Origin of the sequence: Streptococcus sp. SN-1 (assembly GCF_041154385.1) — a bacterium.
In the GTDB taxonomy this organism is placed as follows: Bacteria; Bacillota; Bacilli; order Lactobacillales; family Streptococcaceae; genus Streptococcus; species Streptococcus mitis_CT.
In genome coordinates this window covers 1331412-1353967 of the sequence record NZ_AP028929.1, presented here as the reverse complement: position 1 = coordinate 1353967, position 22556 = coordinate 1331412, and the positions used below count along the sequence as shown (strand labels likewise).

Here is a 22556-nt window from a genome sequence, read left to right as displayed (position 1 = left end):
AGAGAAACGAGAAGCACATGTATATTGAAATGGTAGATGAAACTGGTCAAGTTTCAAAAGAAATGTTGCAACAAACCCAAGAAATTTTGGAATTTGCAGCCCAAAAATTAGGCAAAGAAGACAAGGAGATGGCAGTCACCTTTGTGACCAATGAGCGTAGTCATGAACTCAATCTGGAGTACCGTGACACGGACCGTCCGACAGATGTTATCAGCCTTGAATATAAACCAGAGTTGGAAATTGCCTTTGACGAAGAGGATTTACTTGAAAATCCAGAATTGACAGAGATGATGTCTGAGTTTGATGCCTATATTGGGGAACTCTTCATCTCTATCGATAAGGCTCATGAGCAGGCCGAGGAATATGGCCACAGCTTTGAGCGTGAGATGGGCTTCTTGGCAGTGCACGGCTTTTTACATATTAACGGCTATGATCACTACACTCCGGAAGAAGAAGCGGAGATGTTCGGTTTACAAGAAGAAATTTTGACAGCCTATGGACTCACAAGACAATAAACGAAAATGGAAAAATCGTGACCTGATATCCAGTTTAGAATTTGCTCTCACAGGGATATTTACTGCTATCAAGGAAGAACGTAATATGCGAAAACATGCAGTGACGGCTCTAGTGGTCATCTTCGCAGGTTTTGTTTTTCAGGTGTCACGAATCGAATGGCTCTTTCTCCTATTGAGTATTTTCTTGGTAGTAGCCTTTGAAATTATCAATTCTGCTATCGAAAATGTGGTGGATTTAGCCAGTCACTATCACTTTTCCATGCTGGCTAAAAATGCCAAGGATATGGCGGCTGGCGCGGTATTAGTGGTCTCTCTTTTCGCAGCCTTAACAGGCGCATTGATTTTTCTCCCACGAATCTGGGATTTATTATTTTAAACAGTAAGAGGAAATTATGACTTTTAAATCAGGCTTTGTAGCCATTTTAGGACGTCCCAATGTTGGGAAGTCAACCTTTTTAAATCACGTTATGGGGCAAAAGATTGCAATTATGAGTGACAAGGCGCAGACAACGCGCAACAAAATCATGGGAATTTACACGACCGATAAGGAGCAAATCGTCTTTATCGACACGCCAGGGATTCACAAGCCTAAAACAGCTCTAGGAGATTTCATGGTCGAATCTGCCTATAGTACCCTTCGTGAAGTGGATACTGTTCTTTTTATGGTGCCCGCTGATGAAGCACGTGGTAAGGGAGACGACATGATTATCGAGCGTCTCAAGGCAGCCAAGGTTCCTGTTATTCTAGTGGTGAACAAGATTGATAAGGTTCACCCAGACCAGCTTTTGTCTCAGATTGATGATTTCCGTAATCAAATGGACTTCAAGGAAATTGTTCCTATCTCAGCCCTTCAGGGCAATAACGTGTCTCGTCTAGTTGATATTTTGAGTGAAAATCTGGACGAAGGTTTCCAATATTTCCCGTCTGATCAAATCACAGACCATCCAGAACGTTTCTTGGTTTCAGAAATGGTTCGCGAGAAAGTCTTGCACCTAACTCGTGAAGAGATTCCTCACTCAGTTGCTGTAGTGGTTGATTCTATGAAACGAGATGAAGAGACAGACAAGGTCCACATCCGTGCAACCATCATGGTCGAGCGCGATAGTCAGAAAGGGATCATCATCGGTAAAGGTGGCGCTATGCTTAAGAAAATTGGTAGTATGGCCCGTCGTGATATTGAACTCATGCTAGGAGACAAGGTTTTCCTAGAAACATGGGTCAAGGTCAAGAAAAACTGGCGCGATAAAAAACTAGATTTGGCTGACTTTGGCTATAATGAAAAAGAATATTAAGTAGAGGTGGGCTCATGCCTGCTTCTTGTTTTTACAGAAGGAGGACTTATGCCTGAATTACCAGAGGTTGAAACGGTTCGTCGTGGCTTAGAAAAATTGATTTTGGGAAAGAAGATTTCGAGTATAGAAATTCGCTATCCCAAGATGATTAAAACGGATTTGGACTAATTTCAAAAGGAAGTGCCTGGTCAAGTTGTTGAGTCAATGGGACGGCGTGGAAAATACTTGCTTTTTTACTTGACAGACAAGGTCTTGATTTCCCATTTGCGTATGGAGGGCAAGTATTTTTATTATCCGGACCAGGTTCCTGAACGCAAGCATGCCCATGTTTTCTTCCAGTTTGAAGATGGGGGCACGCTTGTTTATGAGGATGTACGCAAGTTTGGTACTATGGAACTCTTGACTCCTGACCTTTTAGACGCCTACTTTATTTCTAAAAAATTAGGTCCTGAACCAAGCGAACAAGACTTTGATGTGCAGGTCTTTCAAGCTGCCCTAGCTAAGTCCAAAAAGCCTATCAAATCCCACCTCCTAGACCAGACCTTGGTAGCTGGCCTTGGCAATATCTATGTGGATGAGGTTCTATGGCGAGCTCAGGTTCATCCAGCTAGACCTTCCCAGACTTTGACTGCAGCTGAAGCGTCAGCCATTCATGACCAGACCATTGCTGTATTGGGCCAGGCTGTTGAAAAAGGTGGTTCCACCATTCGGACCTATACCAATGCCTTTGGGGAAGATGGAACCATGCAGGATTTTCATCAAGTCTATGACAAGGCTGGTCAAGAATGTTCACGTTGTGGTACCATCATTGAGAAAATCCAACTAGGTGGACGAGGAACTCACTTTTGTCCAAACTGTCAAAGGAGGGGCTGATGGGAAAAATCATTGGAATCACTGGGGGAATTGCCTCTGGTAAGTCAACTGTGACAAATTTTCTAAGAAAGCAAGGTTTTCAAGTAGTGGATGCCGACGCAGTCGTCCACCAACTACAGAAACCTGGTGGTCGTCTGTTTGAGGCTCTAGTCAAGCACTTTGGGCAAGAAATCATCCTTGAAAACGGAGAACTTAATCGCCCTATCCTAGCTAGTCTTATCTTTTCAAATCCTGAAGAACGGGAATGGTCTAGGATAACTCAAGGGGAGATTATTCGTGAGGAGCTAGCTACGTTGAGAGACCAGTTGGCTCAGACAGAAGAGATTTTCTTCATGGATATTCCCCTACTTTTTGAGCAGGCCTACAGCGCTTGGTTTGATGAGACTTGGTTGGTCTATGTGGATAGAGATGTCCAAGTAGAACGTCTAATGAAAAGAGACCACTTGTCCAAAGATGAAGCTGAGTCTCGTCTGGCAGCCCAGTGGCCTTTAGAGAAAAAGAAAGATTTGGCCAGCCATGTTTTAAACAACAATGGAAATCAGGACCAGCTTCTTACTCAGGTGTTCTCCCTGCTTGAGGGAGGTAGGCAAGATGAAAGAGATTAACTGGAAGGATAATCTGCGCATTGCCTGGTTTGGTAATTTTCTGACTGGAGCCAGTATTTCTTTGGTTGTGCCTTTTATGCCCATCTTTGTGGAAAATCTAGGTGTAGGGAGTGAGCAAGTCGCTTTTTATGCAGGTTTAGCTATTTCTGTCTCTGCCATTTCTGCAGCACTTTTCTCTCCTATCTGGGGCATTCTTGCTGATAAATACGGCCGAAAACCCATGATGATTCGTGCTGGTATGGCCATGACTATTACTATGGGAGGCTTGGCCTTTGTCCCAAATATTTATTGGTTAATCTTTCTTCGTTTACTGAATGGTGTATTTGCGGGTTTTGTTCCCAATGCAACAGCCTTGATAGCCAGTCAGGTTCCCAAGGAGAAATCAGGCTCTGCCTTAGGTACTTTGTCTACAGGCGTAGTTGCAGGTACTCTAACTGGTCCCTTTATTGGTGGCTTTATTGCAGAATTATTTGGCATTCGTACTGTCTTTTTACTGGTTGGTAGTTTTCTATTCTTAGCTGCTGTTTTGACTATTTGCTTTATTAAGGAAGATTTTCAACCAGTAGCCAAGGAAAAGGCCATCACAACAAAGGAATTATTTACATCAGTTAAATATCCCTATCTCTTAGTCAACCTCTTTCTGACCAGTTTTGTCATCCAATTTTCAGCCCAATCAATCGGCCCTATCTTAGCTCTGTATGTACGCGACTTAGGCCAGACAGAGAATCTTCTTTTTGTATCTGGTTTGATTGTATCCAGTATGGGCTTTTCCAGTATGATGAGTGCAGGAGTCATGGGCAAGCTAGGTGACAAGGTGGGTAATCATCGCCTCTTGGTTGTAGCCCAGTTTTATTCAGTCATCATCTATCTCCTCTGTGCCAATGCCTCTAGCCCCCTTCAACTATGACTCTATCGATTCCTTTTTGGACTGGGAACCGGTGCCTTGATTCCCGGGGTTAATGCCCTACTCAGCAAAATGACTCCCAAAGCCGGCATTTCGAGGGTCTTTGCCTTCAATCAGGTATTCTTTTATCTGGGAGGTGTCGTTGGTCCCATGGCAGGTTCTGCAGTAGCAGGTCAATTTGGCTACCATGCAGTATTTTATGCGACAAGCCTTTGTGTTGCCTTTAGTTGTCTCTTTAACCTTCTTCAATTTCGAACATTATTAAAAGTAAAGGAAATCTAGTGCGAGTAAAAATTAATCTAAAATGCTCCTCTTGTGGCAGTATCAATTACCTAACCAGTAAAAATTCAAAAACTCATCCAGACAAGATTGAGGTTTTAAAGTATTGTCCCAAGGAAAGAAAAGTAACCCTACATCTTGAATCTAAGTAGATTTTATGGTAAAATAATAAGGATTTTAAGGAGTTTGATATGTATAACCTATTATTAACCATTTTATTAGTATTATCTGTTGTGATTGTGATTGCGATTTTCATGCAACCAACCAAAAATCAATCCAGCAATGTATTTGATGCCAGCTCAGGTGATTTGTTTGAACGCAGTAAAGCACGCGGTTTTGAAGCTGTAATGCAGCGTTTGACAGGGATTTTAGTCTTTTTCTGGCTAGCCATTGCCTTAGCATTGACGGTATTATCAAGTAGATAAGAAAATAATGGGCAGGACTAGGTCTTTGCCTGTTTTTATTTTTAAATGATGTTTGAGAAGGTTTTACAGTAAAAGGAAATTAAAAAATCTAGAAAGAAAATATGAAAGATAGAATAAAAGAATATTTGCAAGATAAGGGAAAGGTGACGGTCAATGACTTGGCTCAGGCTTTGGGAAAAGACGGGTCCAAGGATTTTCGTGAGTTGATTAAAACCTTGTCCCTAATGGAAAGAAAGCATCAGATACGCTTTGAGGAAGATGGTAGTCTGACTTTGGAAGTCAAGAAAAAACATGAGATTACTCTAAAGGGGATTTTTCATGCCCATAAAAATGGCTTTGGCTTTGTCACCCTAGAAGGAGAAGAGGAGGACCTTTTTGTAGGAAAAAACGATGTCAACTATGCTATTGATGGTGATACCGTTGAGGTCGTCATCAAGAAAGTCGCTGACCGAAACAAGGGAACAGCAGCTGAAGCCAAAATTATTGATATCCTAGAGCACAGTTTGACAACTGTTGTCGGCCAAATCGTTCCAGATCAGGAAAAGCCTAAGTATGCTGGCTACATCCGTTCGAAAAATCAGAAAATCAGTCAACCGATTTATGTTAAGAAACCAGTCCTAAAACTAGAAGGAACAGAAGTTATCAAGGTAATTATCGATAAATACCCAAGCAAGAAACATGATTTCTTTGTCGCTAGTGTCCTCGATGTGGTGGGGCACTCGACGGATGTTGGGATTGATGTCCTTGAGGTTTTGGAGTCTATGGACATTGTATCCGAGTTTCCAGAGGCTGTTGTCAAGGAAGCAGAAAGTGCGCCTGATGTTCCGTCTCAAAAGGATATGGAAGGTCGTCTGGACCTGAGAAATGAGATTACTTTTACCATTGATGGTGCGGATGCCAAGGACTTGGACGATGCGGTGCATATCAAGGCCTTGAAAAATGGCAATCTGGAACTCGGGGTTCACATAGCAGATGTTTCCTATTATGTGACTGAGGGTTCTGCTCTTGACAAGGAAGCCCTTAACCGCGCAACTTCTGTCTATGTGACAGACCGTGTGGTCCCAATGCTTCCAGAACGACTGTCAAATGGTATCTGCTCTCTCAATCCTCAAGTTGACCGCCTGACCCAGTCAGCTATTATGGAGATTGATAAAGATGGTCGTGTGGTCAACTACACCATTACTCAAACGGTTATCAAGACAAGCTTCCGTATGACTTATAGTGATGTCAATGATATCCTGGCAGGCGACGAGGAAAAGAGACAAGAATATCATAAAATTGTACCAAGTATTGAACTTATGGCTAAGCTCCATGAAACTCTAGAAAACATGCGTGTGAAACGTGGAGCCCTCAATTTCGATACCAATGAAGCCAAGATTTTAGTGGATAAACAAGGTAAGCCTGTTGATATCGTTCTTCGTAAGCGTGGCATTGCCGAGCGCATGATTGAGTCCTTTATGTTGATGGCCAATGAAACAGTTGCCGAGCACTTTAGCAAGTTGGAGCTACCTTTTATTTATCGTATCCATGAGGAGCCAAAGGCTGAAAAAGTTCAGAAGTTTATTGATTATGCTTCGAGTTTTGGCTTGCGCATTTATGGAACTGCCAGTGAGATTAGCCAGGAGGCCCTCCAAGACATCATGCGTACTGTTGAGGGAGAACCTTATGCAGATGTCTTGTCCATGATGCTTCTTCGCTCTATGCAGCAGGCACGCTATTCAGAGCACAATCACGGGCATTATGGTCTAGCGGCTGATTATTACACTCACTTTACCAGTCCGATTCGTCGTTATCCAGACCTTCTTGTTCACCGTATGGTTCGGGATTACGGCCGTTCTAAGGAAATAGCAGAGTATTTTGAGCAAGTGATTCCAGAGATTGCGACCCAGTCTTCCAACCGTGAACGTCGTGCCATTGAGGCTGAACGTGAAGTCGAAGCCATGAAAAAGGCTGAGTACATGGAAGAATACGTGGGCGAAGAGTACGATGCGGTTGTGTCTAGCATCGTTAAATTCGGTCTCTTTGTTGAATTGCCGAATACAGTTGAGGGCTTGATTCACATCACTAATCTACCTGAATTTTATCATTTCAATGAACGTGATTTGACTCTTCGTGGGGAAAAATCGGGGACAACCTTCCGTGTAGGTCAACAGATTCGTATTCGGGTTGAAAGAGCGGATAAGATGACAGGTGAAATTGACTTCTCTTACATTCCAAGTGAATTTGATGTGATTGAAAAAGGCTTGAAACAGTCTAGTCGAAATGACAGAGGGCGTGGTTCAAGTCGTCGTTCAGATAAGAAGGAAGATAAGAGAAAATCAGGACGCTCAAATGATAAGTGCAAGCATTCACAAAAAGACAAGAAGAAAAAAGGGAAGAAACCCTTTTACAAAGAAGTAGCTAAGAAAGGAGCCAAGCATGGCAAAGGGCGAGGGAAAGGTCGTCGCACAAAATAAAAAGGCACGCCACGACTATACAATCGTAGATACGCTAGAGGCAGGGATGGTCCTGACTGGAACTGAAATCAAGAGTGTACGAGCTGCTCGAATCAATCTCAAGGATGGCTTTGCTCAAGTGAAAAATGGAGAAGTTTGGTTGAGCAATGTCCATATCGCGCCTTACGAAGAGGGTAATATCTGGAATCAAGAACCAGAACGCCGTCGCAAACTCTTACTCCATAAAAAGCAAATCCAAAAGTTGGAGCAAGAGACTAAAGGTACAGGAATGACCCTGGTTCCCCTTAAAGTCTATATCAAAGATGGTTACGCTAAACTCCTTTTAGGTCTAGCTAAAGGGAAGCATGACTATGATAAACGGGAGTCTATCAAACGTCGTGAGCAGAATCGCGATATTGCGCGCGTGATGAAAGCTGTTAATCAGCGATAAAAAGAGGAAATGAAAATGGAAAAATTAGTTGCCTATAAACGTATGCCCTTGTGGACTAAAGAAACCATGCCAGAGGCGGTTCAACAGAAACACAATACCAAGGTCGGGACTTGGGGCAAGATTACTGTTTTGAAAGGAACTCTCAAGTTTATTGAATTGACAGAGGATGGTGAGGTTCTAGCTGAGCATCTCTTTGAAGCAGGAGCTGACAATCCCATGGCACAACCACAAGCTTGGCACCGAGTGGAGGCTGTAACAGATGATGTGGAGTGGTACTTGGAATTTTATTGTAAACCTGAGGATTATTTCCCTAAGAAATACAGTACCAATCCTGTTCATTCAGAGGTCTTAGAGGCTATGCAGACAGTAAAACCAGGGAAAGCCTTGGATTTGGGCTGTGGTCAAGGCCGTAATTCTCTCTTTTTAGCCCAACAAGGTTTTGATGTGACAGCTGTGGATCAAAATGAACTGGCCCTTGAAATCTTACAAAGCATTGTGGAGCAGGAAGACCTGGATATGCCTGTTGGTCTTTACGATATCAATTCAGCTAGCATCGGGCAAGAGTATGATTTTATCGTATCAACTGTTGTTCTCATGTTTCTACAAGCAGACCGTATTCCAGCTATTATTCAAAATATGCAGGAGCAAACTAGTATTGGTGGCTACAACCTTATCGTCTGTGCCATGGACACGGAAGATTATCCTTGCTCAGTGAACTTCCCATTCACATTTAAAGAAGGGGAATTGGCAGACTATTACAAGGACTGGGAATTGGTTAAGTACAATGAAAATCCAGGCCATTTGCACCGTCGTGACGAAAATGGCAATCGTATTCAACTACACTTTGCGACCATGCTAGCTAAAAAAATCAAATAAACATGAATGAAGATTAGGGAATTTCCTGATCTTTTTTCTTTTTTTACGAATAATATAGAAAAGGAGGGAAATCATGTTTGTTGCGAGAGATGCTAGGGGGCAGCTGGTAAATGTGTTAGAGGATAAGCTGGAGAAGCAAGCCTACACTTGCCCATCTTGTGGAGGTCAACTCCGTTTGCGGCAAGGACCAAGTGTCCGGACCCATTTTGCCCATAAAACCTTAAAAGACTGTGATTTTTCCTCTGAAAATGAAAGCACAGAACACCTGGCAAATAAAGAATCACTTTATCACTGGTTGGAAAAAGAGGCAGAGGTGCAATTAGAATACCCGCTTCCAGAGCTTAAACAGATTGCGGATGTATTTGTAAATGGCAATCTAGCTTTAGAGGTTCAATGTAGTCTCTTGCCTCAAAAAGTTCTTAAAGAGCGTAGTGAGGGCTATCGTAGTCAGGGTTACCAAGTACTGTGGTTGCTGGGGGAAAAACTTTGGCTCAAGGAGCGGTTGACTCGTCTGCAACAAGGTTTTCTCTATTTCAGTCAAAACATGGGATTTTATGTTTGGGAATTGGACAAGGAAAAACAGCTTTTAAGACTCAAATACCTCATTCACCAGGATCTCCGCGGCAAACTCCATTATCAGATTAAGGAATTTCCCTATGCTCACGGTAGTCTACTGGAGATATTACGTTTTCCCTATAAGAAACAAAAAATATCTCATTTTACAGTTTCTCAGGACAAGGACATCTGTCGCTATATCAGGCAACAACTGTACTATCAAAATCCCTTTTGGATGAAAGAACAAGCAGAAGCCTATCAAAAGGGAAAAAATCTCCTGAATTATGGGCTGAAAGAATGGTATCCACAAATTCGACCACTAGTAGGTGATTTTTGCCAAATTGAGCAAGATTTGACTAGCTATTATAAGCATTTTCAAACCTATTATCAACAAAATCCTCAAAATGATTGGCAAAAGCTCTATCCACCAGCCTTTTATCAGCAATATTTCTTAAAAAATATGGTAGAATAGAAAGGATGGAGGAATCTAATGGTATTACAAAGATATGAAATAAATGAAAAAGATACATGGGATCTATCAACGATTTACCCAACTGACCAGGCTTGGGAAGAAGCCTTAAAAGATTTAACAGAACAACTGGAGAAAGTAAGCCAGTATGAAGGCCATCTCCTAGATAGTGCGGATAGCCTACTAGAAATTACTGAATTTTCTCTTGAAATGGAACGCCAAATAGAGAAGCTTTACGTTTATGCTCATATGAAGAATGACCAAGACACACGTGAAGCCAAGTACCAAGAGTACTATGCCAAGGCCATGACTCTCTACAGTCAGCTAGATCAAGCTTTTTCATTCTATGAGCCTGAATTTATGGATATTAGTGAAAAGCAGTATGCTGACTTTTTAGAAGCTCAACCAAAATTGCAGGTTTATAAACACTATTTTGATAAGCTTTTGCAAGGCAAGGAACACGTTCTTTCACAACGTGAAGAAGAATTATTAGCTGGGGCTGGAGAAATATTTGGTTCGGCAAGTGAAACCTTCGCTATTTTAGATAATGCAGATATCGTCTTTCCATTTGTTAAAGATGAAGATGGTAACGAAGTACAATTATCACATGGCGTTTATATGCGTTTGATGGAGTCTAAAAACCGTGAGGTGCGTCGTGGTGCCTATCAAGCTCTTTATGCGACTTATGAACAATTCCAACATACCTATGCCAAAACCTTGCAAACCAATGTTAAGGTTCAAAACTACCGTGCCAAAGTTCGCAACTACAAGAGTGCGCGTCATGCAGCCCTAGCGGCCAATTTTGTTCCAGAGAGTGTTTATGACAATTTGGTGGCAGCAGTTCGCAAGCATTTGCCACTCTTGCATCGTTACCTTGAGCTTCGTTCAAAAATCTTGGGAATTTCAGACCTCAAGATGTACGATGTCTACACACCACTTTCATATGTTGAATATAGTTTTACCTACCAAGAAGCCTTGAAAAAAGCAGAAGATGCTTTGTCAGTCTTGGGTGAGGATTACTTGAGCCGTGTTAAACGTGCCTTCAGTGAGCGTTGGATTGATGTTTATGAAAATCAAGGCAAGCGTTCAGGGGCTTACTCTGGTGGTTCTTACGATACAAATGCCTTTATGCTTCTTAACTGGCAGGATAATCTAGACAATCTCTTTACTCTTGTTCATGAAACAGGTCATAGTATGCATTCAAGCTATACTCGTGAAACGCAGCCTTATGTTTACGGAGATTACTCTATCTTCTTGGCTGAGATTGCTTCAACTACCAATGAAAATATCTTGACGGAGAAATTATTGGAAGAAGTGGAAGATGATGCAACGCGCTTTGCTATTCTCAATAACTTCCTAGACGGTTTCCGTGGAACAGTTTTCCGCCAAACTCAATTTGCTGAGTTTGAACACGCCATTCACCAAGCGGATCAAAATGGTGAAGTCTTGACAAGCGATTTCCTAAATAAACTCTACGCAGACTTGAACCAAGAGTATTACGGTTTGAGTAAGGAAGACAATCCTGAAATCCAATACGAGTGGGCACGCATTCCACACTTCTACTATAACTACTATGTATACCAATATTCAACAGGCTTTGCAGCAGCCTCAGCCTTGGCTGAAAAGATTGTCCATGGTAGTCAAGAAGACCGTGACCGCTATATCGATTATCTCAAGGCAGGTAAATCTGACTACCCACTTAATGTCATGAGAAAAGCTGGTGTTGATATGGAGAAGGAAGACTATCTCAACGATGCCTTTGCAGTCTTTGAACGCCGTTTAAATGAGTTTGAAGCCCTAGTTGAAAAATTGGGATTGTCATAAGATGGTTGAATCGTATAGTAAGAATGCCAACCATAACATGCGTCGCCCTGTCGTCAAGGAAGAAATTGTAGACTTGATGCGTCAGCGCCAAAAGCAAGTCACAGGTTCTTTGAAAGAATTGGAAGACTTTGCCCGTAAGGAAAATATTCCCATCATTCCCCATGAAACAGTTGCTTATTTCCGTTTTCTCATGGAAACCATGCAACCAAAAAACATTCTGGAAATTGGGACGGCTATCGGTTTTTCAGCCCTCTTGATGGCGGAACATGCGCCAAATGCCAAGATTACAACGATTGATCGCAATCCAGAAATGATTGGTTTTGCTAAGGAAAATTTTGCCCAGTTTGATAGTCGCAAGCAAATCACTCTCCTGGAGGGAGATGCGGTAGATATATTATCTACACTGACAGAGTCCTATGATTTCGTCTTTATGGACTCTGCTAAGTCTAAATACATCGTCTTTCTGCCAGAAATCCTCAAACATTTGGACGTTGGAGGCGTGGTTGTCTTGGATGATATTTTCCAAGGTGGTGATGTTGCCAAGGATATTATGGAAGTCCGTCGTGGCCAGCGAACTATATACAGAGGACTTCAAAGACTATTTGATGCAACTTTAGACAATCCAGGACTCACCGCAACACTAGTACCTCTGGGAGACGGCATTCTCATGCTTCGTAAAAATGTAGCAGATGTTCAATTGCCTGATAGCGAATGATTTTCAGAAAAATTTAAGAAAATATAGTAAAATAGATAGGGTAACACTTATCTCAAAGGAGTAGACATGAAGAAAAAATTATTGGCAGGAGCCATTACACTATTATCAGTAGCAACTTTAGCAGCTTGTTCCAAAGGTTCAGAAGGAGCAGATCTTATCAGCATGAAAGGAGATGTTATCACAGAACATCAATTTTATGAGCAAGTGAAAAGCAACCCTTCAGCTCAACAAGTCTTGTTGAACCTGACCATCCAAAAAGTATTTGAGAAACAATACGGTTCAGAGGTAGATGACAAAGAAGTCAATGACACTATTGCCGAAGAAGAAAAACAATACGGTGATAACTACCAACGTGTCTTGTCACAAGCAGGTATGACTCTTGAAACACGTAAAGCTCAAATTCGTACAAGTAAATTGGTTGAGTTAGCAGTTAAAAAAGCAGCAGAAGCTGAATTGACAGAGGATGCATACAAGAAGGCCTTTGACGAGTACACTCCAGATGTAACGGCTCAAATCATCCGTCTTGATAATGAAGATAAGGCCAAAGAAGTTCTCGAAAAAGCCAAGGCAGAAGGTGCTGACTTTGCTCAATTAGCCAAAGATAATTCAACTGATGAGAAAACGAAAGCGAATGGTGGAGAAATCACCTTTGATTCTGCTTCAACAGAAGTACCAGAACAAGTTAAAAAAGCTGCTTTTGCTTTAGATGTAAACGGTGTTTCTGATGTGATTAGTGTTACTGGTACACAAGCCTACAGCAGCCAATATTACATTGTAAAACTCATTAAGAAAACAGAAAAATCATCTAATATTGATGACTACAAAGAAAAATTGAAAACTGTTATCTTGACTCAAAAACAAAATGATTCAACATTTGTTCAAAGCATTATCGGAAAAGAATTGCAAGCAGCCAATATCAAGGTTAAGGACCAAGCCTTCCAAAATATCTTTACCCAATATATTGGTGGCGGAGATTCAAGCTCAAGCAGTTCATCAAAAGAATAAAACAGAAAAGGGCCAAGTGCTCTTTTTCTTATGACAAAAATGGTCTATCTGATGGATAAGAGTTTTTTTCTTTCGGAAAAAATGGTATAATAGCAATCAAAACTAGAAAACAAACGGAATTTGGGAAGCAATTGTGTTGTTCTCATTAGATTGGTGATACTATGAAGATTAGTAAAAGGCACCTATTAAACTATTCTATTCTAGTTCCTTACTTACTTTTATCAATTTTGGGCTTGATTGTAGTTTATTCGACAACCAGTGCTATTCTTATCGAAGAAGGTAAAAGTGCCCTCCAATTGGTTCGAAGTCAGGGAATGTTTTGGATATTTAGTTTAATATTGATTGCCTTGATATATAAGCTGAAACTGAATTTTTTAAGAAATGAACGTCTTTTATTTATCGTTATGTTCGTTGAGCTGATTCTTTTAGTTTTGGCTCGTTTGATTGGTATTCCTGTCAATGGAGCCTATGGCTGGATTTCTGTAGGACCTTTGACCATTCAGCCAGCCGAATATTTGAAAATTATTATTATTTGGTATTTAGCAAATAGATTTTCCAAACAACAAGAGGATATAGCTATTTATGATTTTCAAGTTTTGACACAAAATCAGTGGCTTCCTCGTGCTTTTAATGACTGGCGCTTTGTCCTCTTTGTACTGATTGGGAGCCTTGCTATTTTCCCAGATTTGGGGAATGCTTCTATCTTAGCTTTGGTTGCCTTGATTATGTATACAATTAGTGGTATCGCTTATAGATGGTTTATTGCATTTTTGGGAATTTTGGTTGGTATTTCAGCCCTATCCTTATCAGCTATCTCTATGATCGGGGTTGATAAATTTTCAAAAGTTCCAGTATTTGGCTATGTGGCCAAGCGTTTCAGTGCTTATTTTAACCCTTTTGCTGATTTGGCAGGAGCAGGTCACCAACTCGCCAATTCCTACTTTGCCATGGTGAATGGTGGGTGGTTTGGTCTAGGCTTAGGAAATTCAATCGAAAAACGAGGTTATTTACCAGAGGCCCATACAGATTTTGTATTTTCAATTGTCATTGAAGAGTTTGGATTTGTGGGAGCCGGCTTGATTTTAGCACTTGTCTTTTTCCTTATTTTGCGAATTATTCTAGTAGGAATTCGAGCTAAGAATCCCTTTAATTCCATGATGGCGATTGGGGTTGGAGGGATGATGTTGGTACAGGTATTTGTCAATATCGGCGGAATTTCTGGTATTATTCCTTCGACAGGAGTAACCTTCCCCTTCTTATCGCAAGGAGGGAACAGTCTCCTGGTCTTGTCTGTAGCCATCGCCTTTGTCTTAAATATTGATGCAAGTGAAAAGCGTGCTCAATTGTATGAGGAGTTAGAAGCTCACTCCTCAAACTATATGTAGAGCTGATAGTGGAAAGGATTACCTATGTCTCTTCAAAAATTAGAAAACTATAGTAATAAAGCTGTCGTGCAAGAAGAAGTACTGATTTTAACAGAATTGTTAGAAGATATCACTAAAAACATGCTTGCCCCAGAGACTTTTGAAAAAATCATGCAGTTGAAAGAACTGTCAACTCAAGAAGATTATCAAGGCTTGAACCAATTGGTTACGAGTCTGTCAAATGATGAAATGGCTTATATTTCACGCTATTTTTCTATCTTACCTCTTTTGATTAATATTTCAGAAGACGTGGATTTGGCTTATGAAATCAACCACCAAAATAATATCGATCAAGATTATCTTGGGAAATTGTCAGCAACGATTAAAATGGTTGCAGAAAAAGAAAATGCGGTTGAAATTCTCGAACACTTGAATGTTGTCCCTGTTTTGACAGCCCATCCAACACAAGTGCAACGTAAGAGTATGTTGGATTTGACTAACCATATCCATACCCTCTTGCGTAAGTACCGTGATGTGAAATTAGGCTTGATTAATAAGGAAAAATGGCATAATGATCTCCGTCGTTACATTGAGATTATCATGCAGACAGATATGATTCGTGAGAAGAAATTGAAAGTAACCAATGAAATCACGAATGTTATGGAATACTACAATAGTTCATTCTTGAAGGCAGTTCCTCATTTGACTGCTGAGTACAAGCGTCTGGCTAAAAAACACGGCTTGGAGTTGAAACATCCTAAACCAATTACCATGGGAATGTGGATTGGTGGAGACCGTGATGGGAATCCTTTTGTTACAGCAGATACCTTAAAACAATCTGCTATGACCCAGTGTGAAGTCATCATGAACTACTATGATGAAAAGATTTACCAACTTTATCGTGAGTTCTCTCTCTCAACCAGTATTGTCAATGTAAGCAAGCAAGTCAGAGAAATGGCTCGTCAATCTAAGGATAACTCAATCTACCGTGAAAAAGAGCTGTATCGCCGTGCCTTGTTTGATATTCAATCAAAAATCCAAGCAACAAAAACCTATCTGATTGAGGATAAGGAAGTTGGGGCTCGCTATGAAACGGCCAATGATTTTTATAAGGATTTAATTACTATTCGTGATTCCCTCTTGGAAAATAAGGGTGAAGCACTGATTTCTGGTGATTTTGTTGAGTTAATTCAGGCAGTTGAAATTTTTGGTTTCTATTTGGCATCTATTGACATGCGTCAAGATTCTAGTGTTCATGAGGCCTGTGTAGCAGAACTCTTGAAATCAGCAGGTATTCATTCTCATTATAGTGAATTAAGTGAAGAAGAAAAATGCCAGCTTCTTTTGAAAGAATTAGAAGAAGATCCACGTATTCTTTCTGCCACTCACGTTGAAAAATCAGAGTTACTTGAAAAAGAATTAGCAATCTTTAAGGCTGCTCGTAAGTTGAAAGATAAGTTGGGAGATGATGTTATTCGTCAGACTATCATTTCACATGCAACCAGTGTATCAGACATGTTGGAATTGGCTATCTTGCTAAAAGAAGTAGGGCTAGTTGATAAAGAAAGAGCCCGTGTCCAAATCGTTCCTCTCTTTGAAACAATCGAGGACTTGGACCACTCAGAAGAAACCATGAGAGAATACCTTTCTCTTCCTCTTGCTAAGAAATGGATTGCTTCACGCAATAACTATCAAGAAATCATGCTGGGCTACTCTGACAGTAATAAAGATGGTGGTTACTTATCATCATGTTGGACTCTCTACAAGGCTCAACAACAATTGACTGCTATTGGAGATGAATTTGGCGTTAAGGTTACTTTCTTCCATGGTCGCGGTGGGACTGTCGGTCGTGGTGGTGGACCAACCTATGAAGCCATCACATCTCAACCGCTCAAGTCTATCAAGGATCGTATCCGTTTGACGGAGCAGGGTGAAGTAATTGGGAATAAATACGGTAATAAAGATGCGGCCTACTATAACCTTGAAATGTTAGTATCTGCAGCCATTAACCGTATGATTACTCAGAAGAAGAGTGATACCAATACCTCAAATCGTTATGAAGCCATTATGGACCAAGTAGTGGACCGTAGTTACGATATCTACCGTGATTTGGTCTTTGGTAATGATCATTTCTATGATTATTTCTTCGAGTCAAGTCCAATCAAGGCTATTTCAAGCTTTAACATTGGTTCTCGTCCAGCCGCTCGTAAGACGATTACTGAAATCGGTGGTTTGCGAGCTATCCCTTGGGTATTCTCATGGTCGCAAAGTCGTGTTATGTTCCCTGGCTGGTATGGAGTTGGTTCAAGCTTCAAAGAATTTATCGATAAAAATCCAGAGAATATCGCTATCTTACGAGATATGTACCAAAATTGGCCTTTCTTCCAATCGCTTCTTTCAAATGTAGACATGGTCTTGTCAAAATCAAATATGAATATTGCTTTTGAATATGCCAAACTTTGTGAGGATGAAGAAGTAAAAGCAATCTATGAGACTATTCTAAATGAATGGCAAGTTACCAAGGAAGTCATCTTGGCTATCGAAGGTTACGATGAACTCTTGGCTGAAAATCCATATCTAAAAGCAAGTTTGGATTACCGTATGCCTTACTTTAATATCCTTAACTATATCCAGTTGGAGTTGATTAAACGTCAACGTCGAGGAGAATTATCAAGCGATCAAGAAAAATTAATCCATACAACCATCAACGGAATTGCGACAGGATTGCGTAATTCAGGCTGATACCTATCAAGCTTCCTCTTTTCCACAGGGGAAGTTTTTGATATTTCAAAAAAATGCTAAAAGAGTCTTGACAAGTAGTTGAAAAATGATATAATTTAACCATTCAGAAAAGTAATCATTCAAACTTTTTAGAGAGTCTGTGGTAGCTGAAAACAGATAAGTGGTGATGATGAAAATTGGGCTGAATGTTATTTAGAATTTGAAATCATAAAAATTCGGTGAGCACACCTTACAGTGCATCTCGTTATTGCGAGACAGAGCGATAGGGAAATTCCCTATAATTGAGGTGGTACCGCGCATCGACGTCCTCACACAAGTTTTTTGTGTGAGGACTTTTTTGATGGAGGTTAGTATGGAAAGAAAACGATGGCGTCGCTTGTTTATACTCAATGAAAATCAAAGTACAAACTAGGAAGCTAGCCGCAGGTTGCTCAAAGCACTGCTTTGAGGTTGTGGATAGAACTGACGAAGTCAGTAACCATAGCTACGGCAAAGTGAAGCTGAAGTGGTTTGAAGAGATTTTCGAAGATTATTAGATAAGTGAAGTATTTTAAAGGAATAAAAAAGGAGAAATAGAATGAAAAATAAACGTTTAATTGGAATTATCGCTGCATTAGCAGTCTTAGTAGCAGGAAGCTTGATTTACTCTTCAATGAATAAACCAGAAGCTAAGAATGAGAAGAAAGTTGCCAAAGTTGGTGTCCTTCAGTTTGTGAGCCATCCATCTCTTGACTTGATTTATAAAGGGATTCAAGATGGACTTGCAGAAGAAGGTTATAAAGATGACCAGTTGAAGATTGACTTTATGAACTCAGAAGGTGACCAAAGTAAGGTTGCGACAATGAGTAAACAATTGGTTGCAAATGGGAATGACCTTGTGGTTGGTATTGCAACGCCAGCTGCTCAAGGTTTGGCAAGCGCCACAAAAGACCTACCTGTTATCATGGCTGCTATTACAGACCCAATCGGTGCTAACTTGGTCAAAGATTTGAAAAAACCAGGTGGCAACATTACAGGGGTATCTGACCACAATCCAGCTCAACAACAAGTTGAACTCATCAAAGCTTTGACACCAAATGTGAAAACAATCGGAGCTCTTTACTCAAGTAGCGAAGACAATTCAAAAACTCAAGTTGAAGAATTTAAGGCTTATGCTGAAAAAGCAGGTTTGACAGTGGAAACATTTGCAGTTCCTTCAACAAATGAAATTGCTTCAACAGTTAATGTTATGACTAGCAAGGTCGATGCTATCTGGGTTCCAATCGACAACACCATTGCATCAGCTTTTTCAACAGTTGTATCAAGCAACCAATCAGCTAAAAAACCAATCTACCCAAGTGCGACTGCCATGGTAGAAGCAGGTGGTTTGGCATCAGTTGTAGTTGACCAACATGACCTTGGTGTGGCAACTGGTAAAATGATTGCTCAAGTTCTGAAAGGAGCAAAACCAGCTGATACACCAGTGAATGTCTTTTCAACTGGTAAATCAGTGATCAATAAAAAATTGGCACAAGAACTTGGTATTACTATTCCTGAATCTGTTCTAAAAGAAGCAGGACAAGTGATTGAATAATCTGTAATGGAGGAGTTGGGGACATCTCCTCCAATTTTTTACAATAGAAATCATATAGAAAAGGTTAAGAAACAGATGATATTATCTATTATTTCTCAAGGATTTGTCTGGGCTATTTTAGGTCTGGGAATCTTTATGACATTTAGGATTTTGAACTTTCCAGATATGACGACAGAAGGTTCCTTCCCTCTTGGGGGAGCTGTTGCTGTCACTCTGATAACCAAAGGTGTGAATCCTTTTTTAGCGACACTTGTTGCTGTAGGAGCAGGTTGTTTGGCTGGTATGGCAGCAGGCCTTCTTTATACAAAAGGGAAGATTCCAACCTTGTTATCAGGGATTTTGGTGATGACTTCTTGTCACTCAATCATGCTCTTGATTATGGGACGTGCGAATTTAGGCCTGCTTGGAACCAAGCAAATTCAGGATGTTTTGCCTTTTGATTCGGATTTGAATCAACTCTTGACAGGTCTCATCTTTGTGAGTATTGTTATTGCTCTCATGCTCTTTTTCTTGGATACCAAACTAGGACAAGCCTATATTGCTACAGGTGACAATCCTGATATGGCTAGAAGTTTCGGGATTCATACTGGGCGCATGGAGCTTATGGGCTTGGTTTTATCAAATGGTGTGATTGCCCTTGCAGGAGCTCTCATTGCTCAGCAAGAAGGCTATGCCGATGTATCTCGAGGAATCGGAGTTATCGTTGTGGGGCTTGCAAGTTTGATTATTGGAGAAGTTATCTTCAAGAGTTTGAGCTTGGCAGAACGTCTGGTTACCATTGTTGTAGGTTCTATCGCTTATCAATTCTTAGTGTGGGCAGTTATTGCGCTTGGCTTTAATACAAGTTACCTTCGTTTGTACAGCGCCGTGATTTTAGCAGTCTGCCTCATGATTCCAACATTTAAGCAAACAATCTTGAAAGGAGCCAAATTAAGCAAATGACAGCAATTGTAGAATTAAACAATGCAACCAAAGTCGTTAAAAATGGCTTTGATGAAGAAAAGATTATTTTAAACGATGTTTCCTTAGAAATTTTTGAACAGGATTTCATCACGATTTTAGGTGGAAATGGTGCTGGGAAATCAACTCTCTTTAATACTATTGCAGGAACCTTATCACTAACCAGTGGAACCATCCGTATTTTAGGTGAAGATGTTACCAAGTTTTCACCAGAGAAGCGCGCTAAGTATCTGTCTCGTGTCTTCCAAGATCCAAAGATGGGGACAGCTCCTCGTATGACAGTGGCAGAGAATCTCTTGATTGCCAAGTTTCGTGGTGAAAAGCGTGGATTGTTACCACGACGCTTGACTAGCTATAAGGATGAGTTTCAGGCAACCATTGAAAAAGTAGGAAATGGTCTTGAGAAACACTTGAATACACCGATTGAGTTCTTGTCAGGTGGGCAAAGACAGGCTTTGAGTCTCTTGATGGCAACCTTGAAGCGACCTGAATTACTCTTGTTAGATGAGCATACTGCGGCCCTTGATCCAAAGACAAGTGTCGCACTCATGGAGTTGACAGATGAATTTGTCAAGAAAGATCAGCTGACAGCCTTGATGATTACCCACCATATGGAGGATGCGTTGAAGTACGGAAACCGTCTGATTGTCATGAAGGAAGGTCGTATAATTCAAGATCTTAATAATGAAGAAAAAGCTAAGATGAAAATCTCAGACTACTATCAATTGTTTGAATAGATGAACTTTATTTTAATCAAAAAATAGAGAAGAAAAACTTAGAAGCATTAAAGTGTTTCTGAGTTTTTTAACTTTCTTTTCTATCTAGAAAAATAAGGCAAAGATAATTACGGAAAGCGTATGAAATGGTTTACTTTTTTTCAGAAATAAGCTATACTAGTTTACGTGAAACTATGATAAGATGGAGGTATTGTGTATGGTTGACAAACAAGTCATTGAAGAAATCAAAAACAATGCCAACATTGTGGAAGTCATAGGAGATGTGATTTCTTTACAAAAGGCAGGACGGAACTATCTAGGGCTCTGTCCTTTTCATGGTGAAAAAACACCTTCTTTCAACGTTGTAGAGGACAAGCAGTTTTACCACTGTTTTGGTTGTGGTCGCTCAGGTGATGTCTTTAAGTTCATCGAGGAGTACCAAGGGGTTCCCTTTATGGAGGCTGTCCAAATCTTAGGTCAGCGTGTTGGGATAGAAGTGGAAAAACCGCTTTATAGTGAGCAGAAGCCAGCCTCCCCCCACCAAGCTCTTTATGATATGCACGAAGATGCAGCAAAATTTTACCATGCTATTCTCATGACAACGACCATGGGGGAAGAGGCCAGAAACTATCTCTATCAGCGTGGTTTGACAGATGAAGTGCTCAAGCATTTTCGGATTGGTTTAGCACCTCCAGAACGAAACTATCTCTATCAACGTTTGTCTGCTCAGTATCGTGAAGAAGATTTCCTGGATTCAGGACTGTTTTATCTCTCGGATGCTAATCAATTTGTAGACACCTTTCACAATCGGATTATGTTTCCTCTGACAAATGACCAGGGAAAGGTCATTGCCTTCTCAGGTCGTATCTGGCAGAAAACGAATTCACAAACTTCTAAGTATAAAAATAGCCGATCGACTGCAATTTTTAACAAAAGTTACGAATTATATCATATGGATAGGGCAAAAAAATCTTCTGGTAAAGCCAGTGAGATTTACCTGATGGAAGGGTTCATGGATGTTATTGCAGCCTATCGGGCTGGAATCGAAAATGCTGTGGCGTCTATGGGAACAGCCTTGAGTCGTGAGCATGTTGAGCATCTGAAAAGGTTAACTAAGAAGTTGGTTCTTGTTTACGATGGCGATAAGGCTGGACAAGCTGCGACATTGAAAGCCTTGGATGAAATTGGCGATATGCCTGTGCGGATCGTCAGCATGCCTGATAACTTAGATCCAGATGAGTATCTACAAAAAAATGGTCCAGAAGACTTGGCCTATCTATTAACGAAAACTCGTATTAGTCCGATTGAGTTTTACATTCACCAGTACAAGCCTGAAAATAGTGAAAATCTGCAGGCCCAGATTGAGTTTATTGAAAAAATAGCTCCCTTGATTGTTCAAGAAAAGTCTATCACTGCTCAAAACAGTTATATTCATATTTTAGCAGATAGTCTGGCGTCTTTTGATTATGCCCAGATTGAGCAGATTGTGAATGAGAGCCGTCAAGCACAAAGGCAGAATCGCATGGAAGGAATTTCCAGACCGACGCCAATCACTATGCCTGTCACCAAGCAGTTATCGGCTATTATGAGGGCGGAAGCCCATCTACTTTATCGAATGGTGGAATCCCCTCTTGTTTTGAACGATTACCGCTTGCGAGAAGACTTTGCATTTGATACACCTGAATTTCAGGTCTTATATGACTTGCTTGGTCAGTATGGCAATCTTCCTCCAGAAGTTCTAGCAGAACAGACAGAGGAAGTTGAAAGAGCTTGGTACCAAGTCTTAGCTCAGGATTTGCCTGATGAGATGTCACCGCAGGAATTAAGTGAAGTAGAAATGACTCGAAACAAGGCTCTCTTGAATCAGGACAATATGAGAATCAAAAAGAAGGTGCAGGAAGCTAGCCATGTAGGAGATACAGATACAGCCCTAGAAGAATTGGAACGTTTAATTTCCCAAAAGAGAAGAATGGAGTAA

19 protein-coding genes, 2 pseudogenes and 1 other annotated feature are annotated in these 22556 nt (G+C 40.7%); all 21 genes and pseudogenes read left to right on the top strand.

Annotated features, from left to right (window positions below; translation table 11 throughout):
- The first annotated feature begins 17 nt into the window (after nucleotides 1-17).
- The 21 genes and pseudogenes from ybeY (at nucleotide 18) to dnaG (ending at nucleotide 22556) form a co-directional block, all read left to right on the top strand.
- Nucleotides 18-515: an rRNA maturation RNase YbeY gene (gene ybeY / locus ACAM22_RS06100; protein ID WP_000275158.1), complete on the top strand. Its 498-nt coding sequence runs from the start codon at nucleotides 18-20 to the stop codon at nucleotides 513-515.
- Nucleotides 496-891, top strand: a complete 396-nt coding sequence (locus ACAM22_RS06095; protein WP_101782200.1) for a diacylglycerol kinase family protein — start codon at nucleotides 496-498, stop codon at nucleotides 889-891. The genes ybeY and ACAM22_RS06095 overlap by 20 nt, the downstream gene beginning before the upstream one ends.
- Nucleotides 892-907: 16 nt before the next feature.
- A complete protein-coding gene (gene era / locus ACAM22_RS06090; RefSeq protein WP_000143264.1) occupies nucleotides 908-1807 on the top strand; it encodes a GTPase Era in 900 nt (299 codons plus the stop codon).
- A gap of 48 nt (nucleotides 1808-1855) precedes the next feature.
- Nucleotides 1856-2680: pseudogene (mutM, locus tag ACAM22_RS06085) on the top strand (DNA-formamidopyrimidine glycosylase).
- Nucleotides 2680-3285 carry a dephospho-CoA kinase gene (gene coaE / locus ACAM22_RS06080; protein WP_140833247.1) on the top strand — a complete coding sequence of 202 codons (606 nt, stop codon included), beginning with the start codon at nucleotides 2680-2682 and terminating at the stop codon, nucleotides 3283-3285. Before mutM ends, coaE begins: the two are co-directional and overlap by 1 nt.
- Nucleotides 3272-4471 (top strand): annotated as a pseudogene (locus ACAM22_RS06075) (multidrug efflux MFS transporter). The gene coaE and the pseudogene ACAM22_RS06075 overlap by 14 nt, the downstream one beginning before the upstream one ends.
- Nucleotides 4471-4620 (top strand): 50S ribosomal protein L33, encoded by a 150-nt coding sequence (gene rpmG, locus ACAM22_RS06070; RefSeq protein WP_001809104.1) that lies wholly within the window; start codon nucleotides 4471-4473, stop codon nucleotides 4618-4620. Before ACAM22_RS06075 ends, rpmG begins: the two are co-directional and overlap by 1 nt.
- Before the next feature lie 39 nt (nucleotides 4621-4659).
- Nucleotides 4660-4893: a preprotein translocase subunit SecG gene (gene secG, locus ACAM22_RS06065; protein WP_000282517.1), complete on the top strand. Its 234-nt coding sequence runs from the start codon at nucleotides 4660-4662 to the stop codon at nucleotides 4891-4893.
- 101 nt (nucleotides 4894-4994) lie between these two features.
- Nucleotides 4995-7349 (top strand): ribonuclease R, encoded by a 2355-nt coding sequence (gene rnr, locus ACAM22_RS06060; RefSeq protein ID WP_369606515.1) that lies wholly within the window; start codon nucleotides 4995-4997, stop codon nucleotides 7347-7349.
- Nucleotides 7312-7779, top strand: a complete 468-nt coding sequence (gene smpB, locus ACAM22_RS06055; RefSeq protein WP_001051750.1) for an SsrA-binding protein SmpB — start codon at nucleotides 7312-7314, stop codon at nucleotides 7777-7779. The genes rnr and smpB overlap by 38 nt, the downstream gene beginning before the upstream one ends.
- A 15-nt stretch (nucleotides 7780-7794) precedes the next feature.
- A complete protein-coding gene (gene tehB, locus ACAM22_RS06050) occupies nucleotides 7795-8655 on the top strand; it encodes an SAM-dependent methyltransferase TehB (RefSeq protein ID WP_369606514.1) in 861 nt (286 codons plus the stop codon).
- 73 nt (nucleotides 8656-8728) lie between these two features.
- Nucleotides 8729-9682 (top strand): competence protein CoiA family protein, encoded by a 954-nt coding sequence (locus tag ACAM22_RS06045; protein WP_261050244.1) that lies wholly within the window; start codon nucleotides 8729-8731, stop codon nucleotides 9680-9682.
- An 18-nt stretch (nucleotides 9683-9700) separates the two neighbouring features.
- Complete coding sequence (gene pepF / locus ACAM22_RS06040; RefSeq protein ID WP_369606513.1) at nucleotides 9701-11503, top strand: oligoendopeptidase F; 1803 nt, start codon at nucleotides 9701-9703, stop codon at nucleotides 11501-11503.
- Nucleotide 11504: 1 nt separating this feature from the next.
- On the top strand, nucleotides 11505-12218 hold the full coding sequence (locus tag ACAM22_RS06035) for an O-methyltransferase (RefSeq protein ID WP_369606512.1): 714 nt from the start codon (nucleotides 11505-11507) through the stop codon (nucleotides 12216-12218).
- A 66-nt stretch (nucleotides 12219-12284) separates the two neighbouring features.
- Nucleotides 12285-13223 (top strand): peptidylprolyl isomerase PrsA, encoded by a 939-nt coding sequence (prsA, locus tag ACAM22_RS06030; RefSeq protein WP_369606511.1) that lies wholly within the window; start codon nucleotides 12285-12287, stop codon nucleotides 13221-13223.
- Nucleotides 13224-13384: 161 nt separating this feature from the next.
- The gene (locus tag ACAM22_RS06025) at nucleotides 13385-14608 is read left to right on the top strand and encodes an FtsW/RodA/SpoVE family cell cycle protein (RefSeq protein ID WP_369606510.1); all 1224 of its coding nucleotides are present in this window, start codon (nucleotides 13385-13387) and stop codon (nucleotides 14606-14608) included.
- Nucleotides 14609-14632: 24 nt separating this feature from the next.
- Nucleotides 14633-17329 (top strand): phosphoenolpyruvate carboxylase, encoded by a 2697-nt coding sequence (gene ppc / locus ACAM22_RS06020; RefSeq protein WP_078228389.1) that lies wholly within the window; start codon nucleotides 14633-14635, stop codon nucleotides 17327-17329.
- Between the two features lie 95 nt (nucleotides 17330-17424).
- Nucleotides 17425-17642, top strand: a binding site (T-box leader).
- Nucleotides 17643-17906: 264 nt separating this feature from the next.
- Nucleotides 17907-18902, top strand: a complete 996-nt coding sequence (trpX, locus tag ACAM22_RS06015; RefSeq protein ID WP_004259575.1) for a tryptophan ABC transporter substrate-binding protein — start codon at nucleotides 17907-17909, stop codon at nucleotides 18900-18902.
- Between the two features lie 75 nt (nucleotides 18903-18977).
- Nucleotides 18978-19844, top strand: coding sequence for an ABC transporter permease (locus tag ACAM22_RS06010; RefSeq protein WP_045612545.1), 867 nt, complete (start codon nucleotides 18978-18980; stop codon nucleotides 19842-19844).
- A complete protein-coding gene (locus ACAM22_RS06005; RefSeq protein WP_023942765.1) occupies nucleotides 19841-20599 on the top strand; it encodes an ABC transporter ATP-binding protein in 759 nt (252 codons plus the stop codon). Before ACAM22_RS06010 ends, ACAM22_RS06005 begins: the two co-directional genes overlap by 4 nt.
- A 196-nt stretch (nucleotides 20600-20795) precedes the next feature.
- The gene (gene dnaG / locus ACAM22_RS06000) at nucleotides 20796-22556 is read left to right on the top strand and encodes a DNA primase (protein ID WP_369606509.1); all 1761 of its coding nucleotides are present in this window, start codon (nucleotides 20796-20798) and stop codon (nucleotides 22554-22556) included.

What these genes read in the sequence shown, in the direction of transcription:
- ybeY (WP_000275158.1), top strand. Translation starts at nt 18, where the DNA reads ATGTATATTGAAATGGTAGATGAAACTGGTCAAGTTTCAAAAGAAATG.
- ACAM22_RS06095 (WP_101782200.1), top strand. Translation starts at nt 496, where the DNA reads ATGGACTCACAAGACAATAAACGAAAATGGAAAAATCGTGACCTGATA.
- era (WP_000143264.1), top strand. Translation starts at nt 908, where the DNA reads ATGACTTTTAAATCAGGCTTTGTAGCCATTTTAGGACGTCCCAATGTT.
- coaE (WP_140833247.1), top strand. Translation starts at nt 2,680, where the DNA reads ATGGGAAAAATCATTGGAATCACTGGGGGAATTGCCTCTGGTAAGTCA.
- secG (WP_000282517.1), top strand. Translation starts at nt 4,660, where the DNA reads ATGTATAACCTATTATTAACCATTTTATTAGTATTATCTGTTGTGATT.
- rnr (WP_369606515.1), top strand. Translation starts at nt 4,995, where the DNA reads ATGAAAGATAGAATAAAAGAATATTTGCAAGATAAGGGAAAGGTGACG.
- smpB (WP_001051750.1), top strand. Translation starts at nt 7,312, where the DNA reads ATGGCAAAGGGCGAGGGAAAGGTCGTCGCACAAAATAAAAAGGCACGC.
- tehB (WP_369606514.1), top strand. Translation starts at nt 7,795, where the DNA reads ATGGAAAAATTAGTTGCCTATAAACGTATGCCCTTGTGGACTAAAGAA.
- ACAM22_RS06045 (WP_261050244.1), top strand. Translation starts at nt 8,729, where the DNA reads ATGTTTGTTGCGAGAGATGCTAGGGGGCAGCTGGTAAATGTGTTAGAG.
- pepF (WP_369606513.1), top strand. Translation starts at nt 9,701, where the DNA reads ATGGTATTACAAAGATATGAAATAAATGAAAAAGATACATGGGATCTA.
- ACAM22_RS06035 (WP_369606512.1), top strand. Translation starts at nt 11,505, where the DNA reads ATGGTTGAATCGTATAGTAAGAATGCCAACCATAACATGCGTCGCCCT.
- prsA (WP_369606511.1), top strand. Translation starts at nt 12,285, where the DNA reads ATGAAGAAAAAATTATTGGCAGGAGCCATTACACTATTATCAGTAGCA.
- ACAM22_RS06025 (WP_369606510.1), top strand. Translation starts at nt 13,385, where the DNA reads ATGAAGATTAGTAAAAGGCACCTATTAAACTATTCTATTCTAGTTCCT.
- ppc (WP_078228389.1), top strand. Translation starts at nt 14,633, where the DNA reads ATGTCTCTTCAAAAATTAGAAAACTATAGTAATAAAGCTGTCGTGCAA.
- trpX (WP_004259575.1), top strand. Translation starts at nt 17,907, where the DNA reads ATGAAAAATAAACGTTTAATTGGAATTATCGCTGCATTAGCAGTCTTA.
- ACAM22_RS06010 (WP_045612545.1), top strand. Translation starts at nt 18,978, where the DNA reads ATGATATTATCTATTATTTCTCAAGGATTTGTCTGGGCTATTTTAGGT.
- ACAM22_RS06005 (WP_023942765.1), top strand. Translation starts at nt 19,841, where the DNA reads ATGACAGCAATTGTAGAATTAAACAATGCAACCAAAGTCGTTAAAAAT.
- dnaG (WP_369606509.1), top strand. Translation starts at nt 20,796, where the DNA reads ATGGTTGACAAACAAGTCATTGAAGAAATCAAAAACAATGCCAACATT.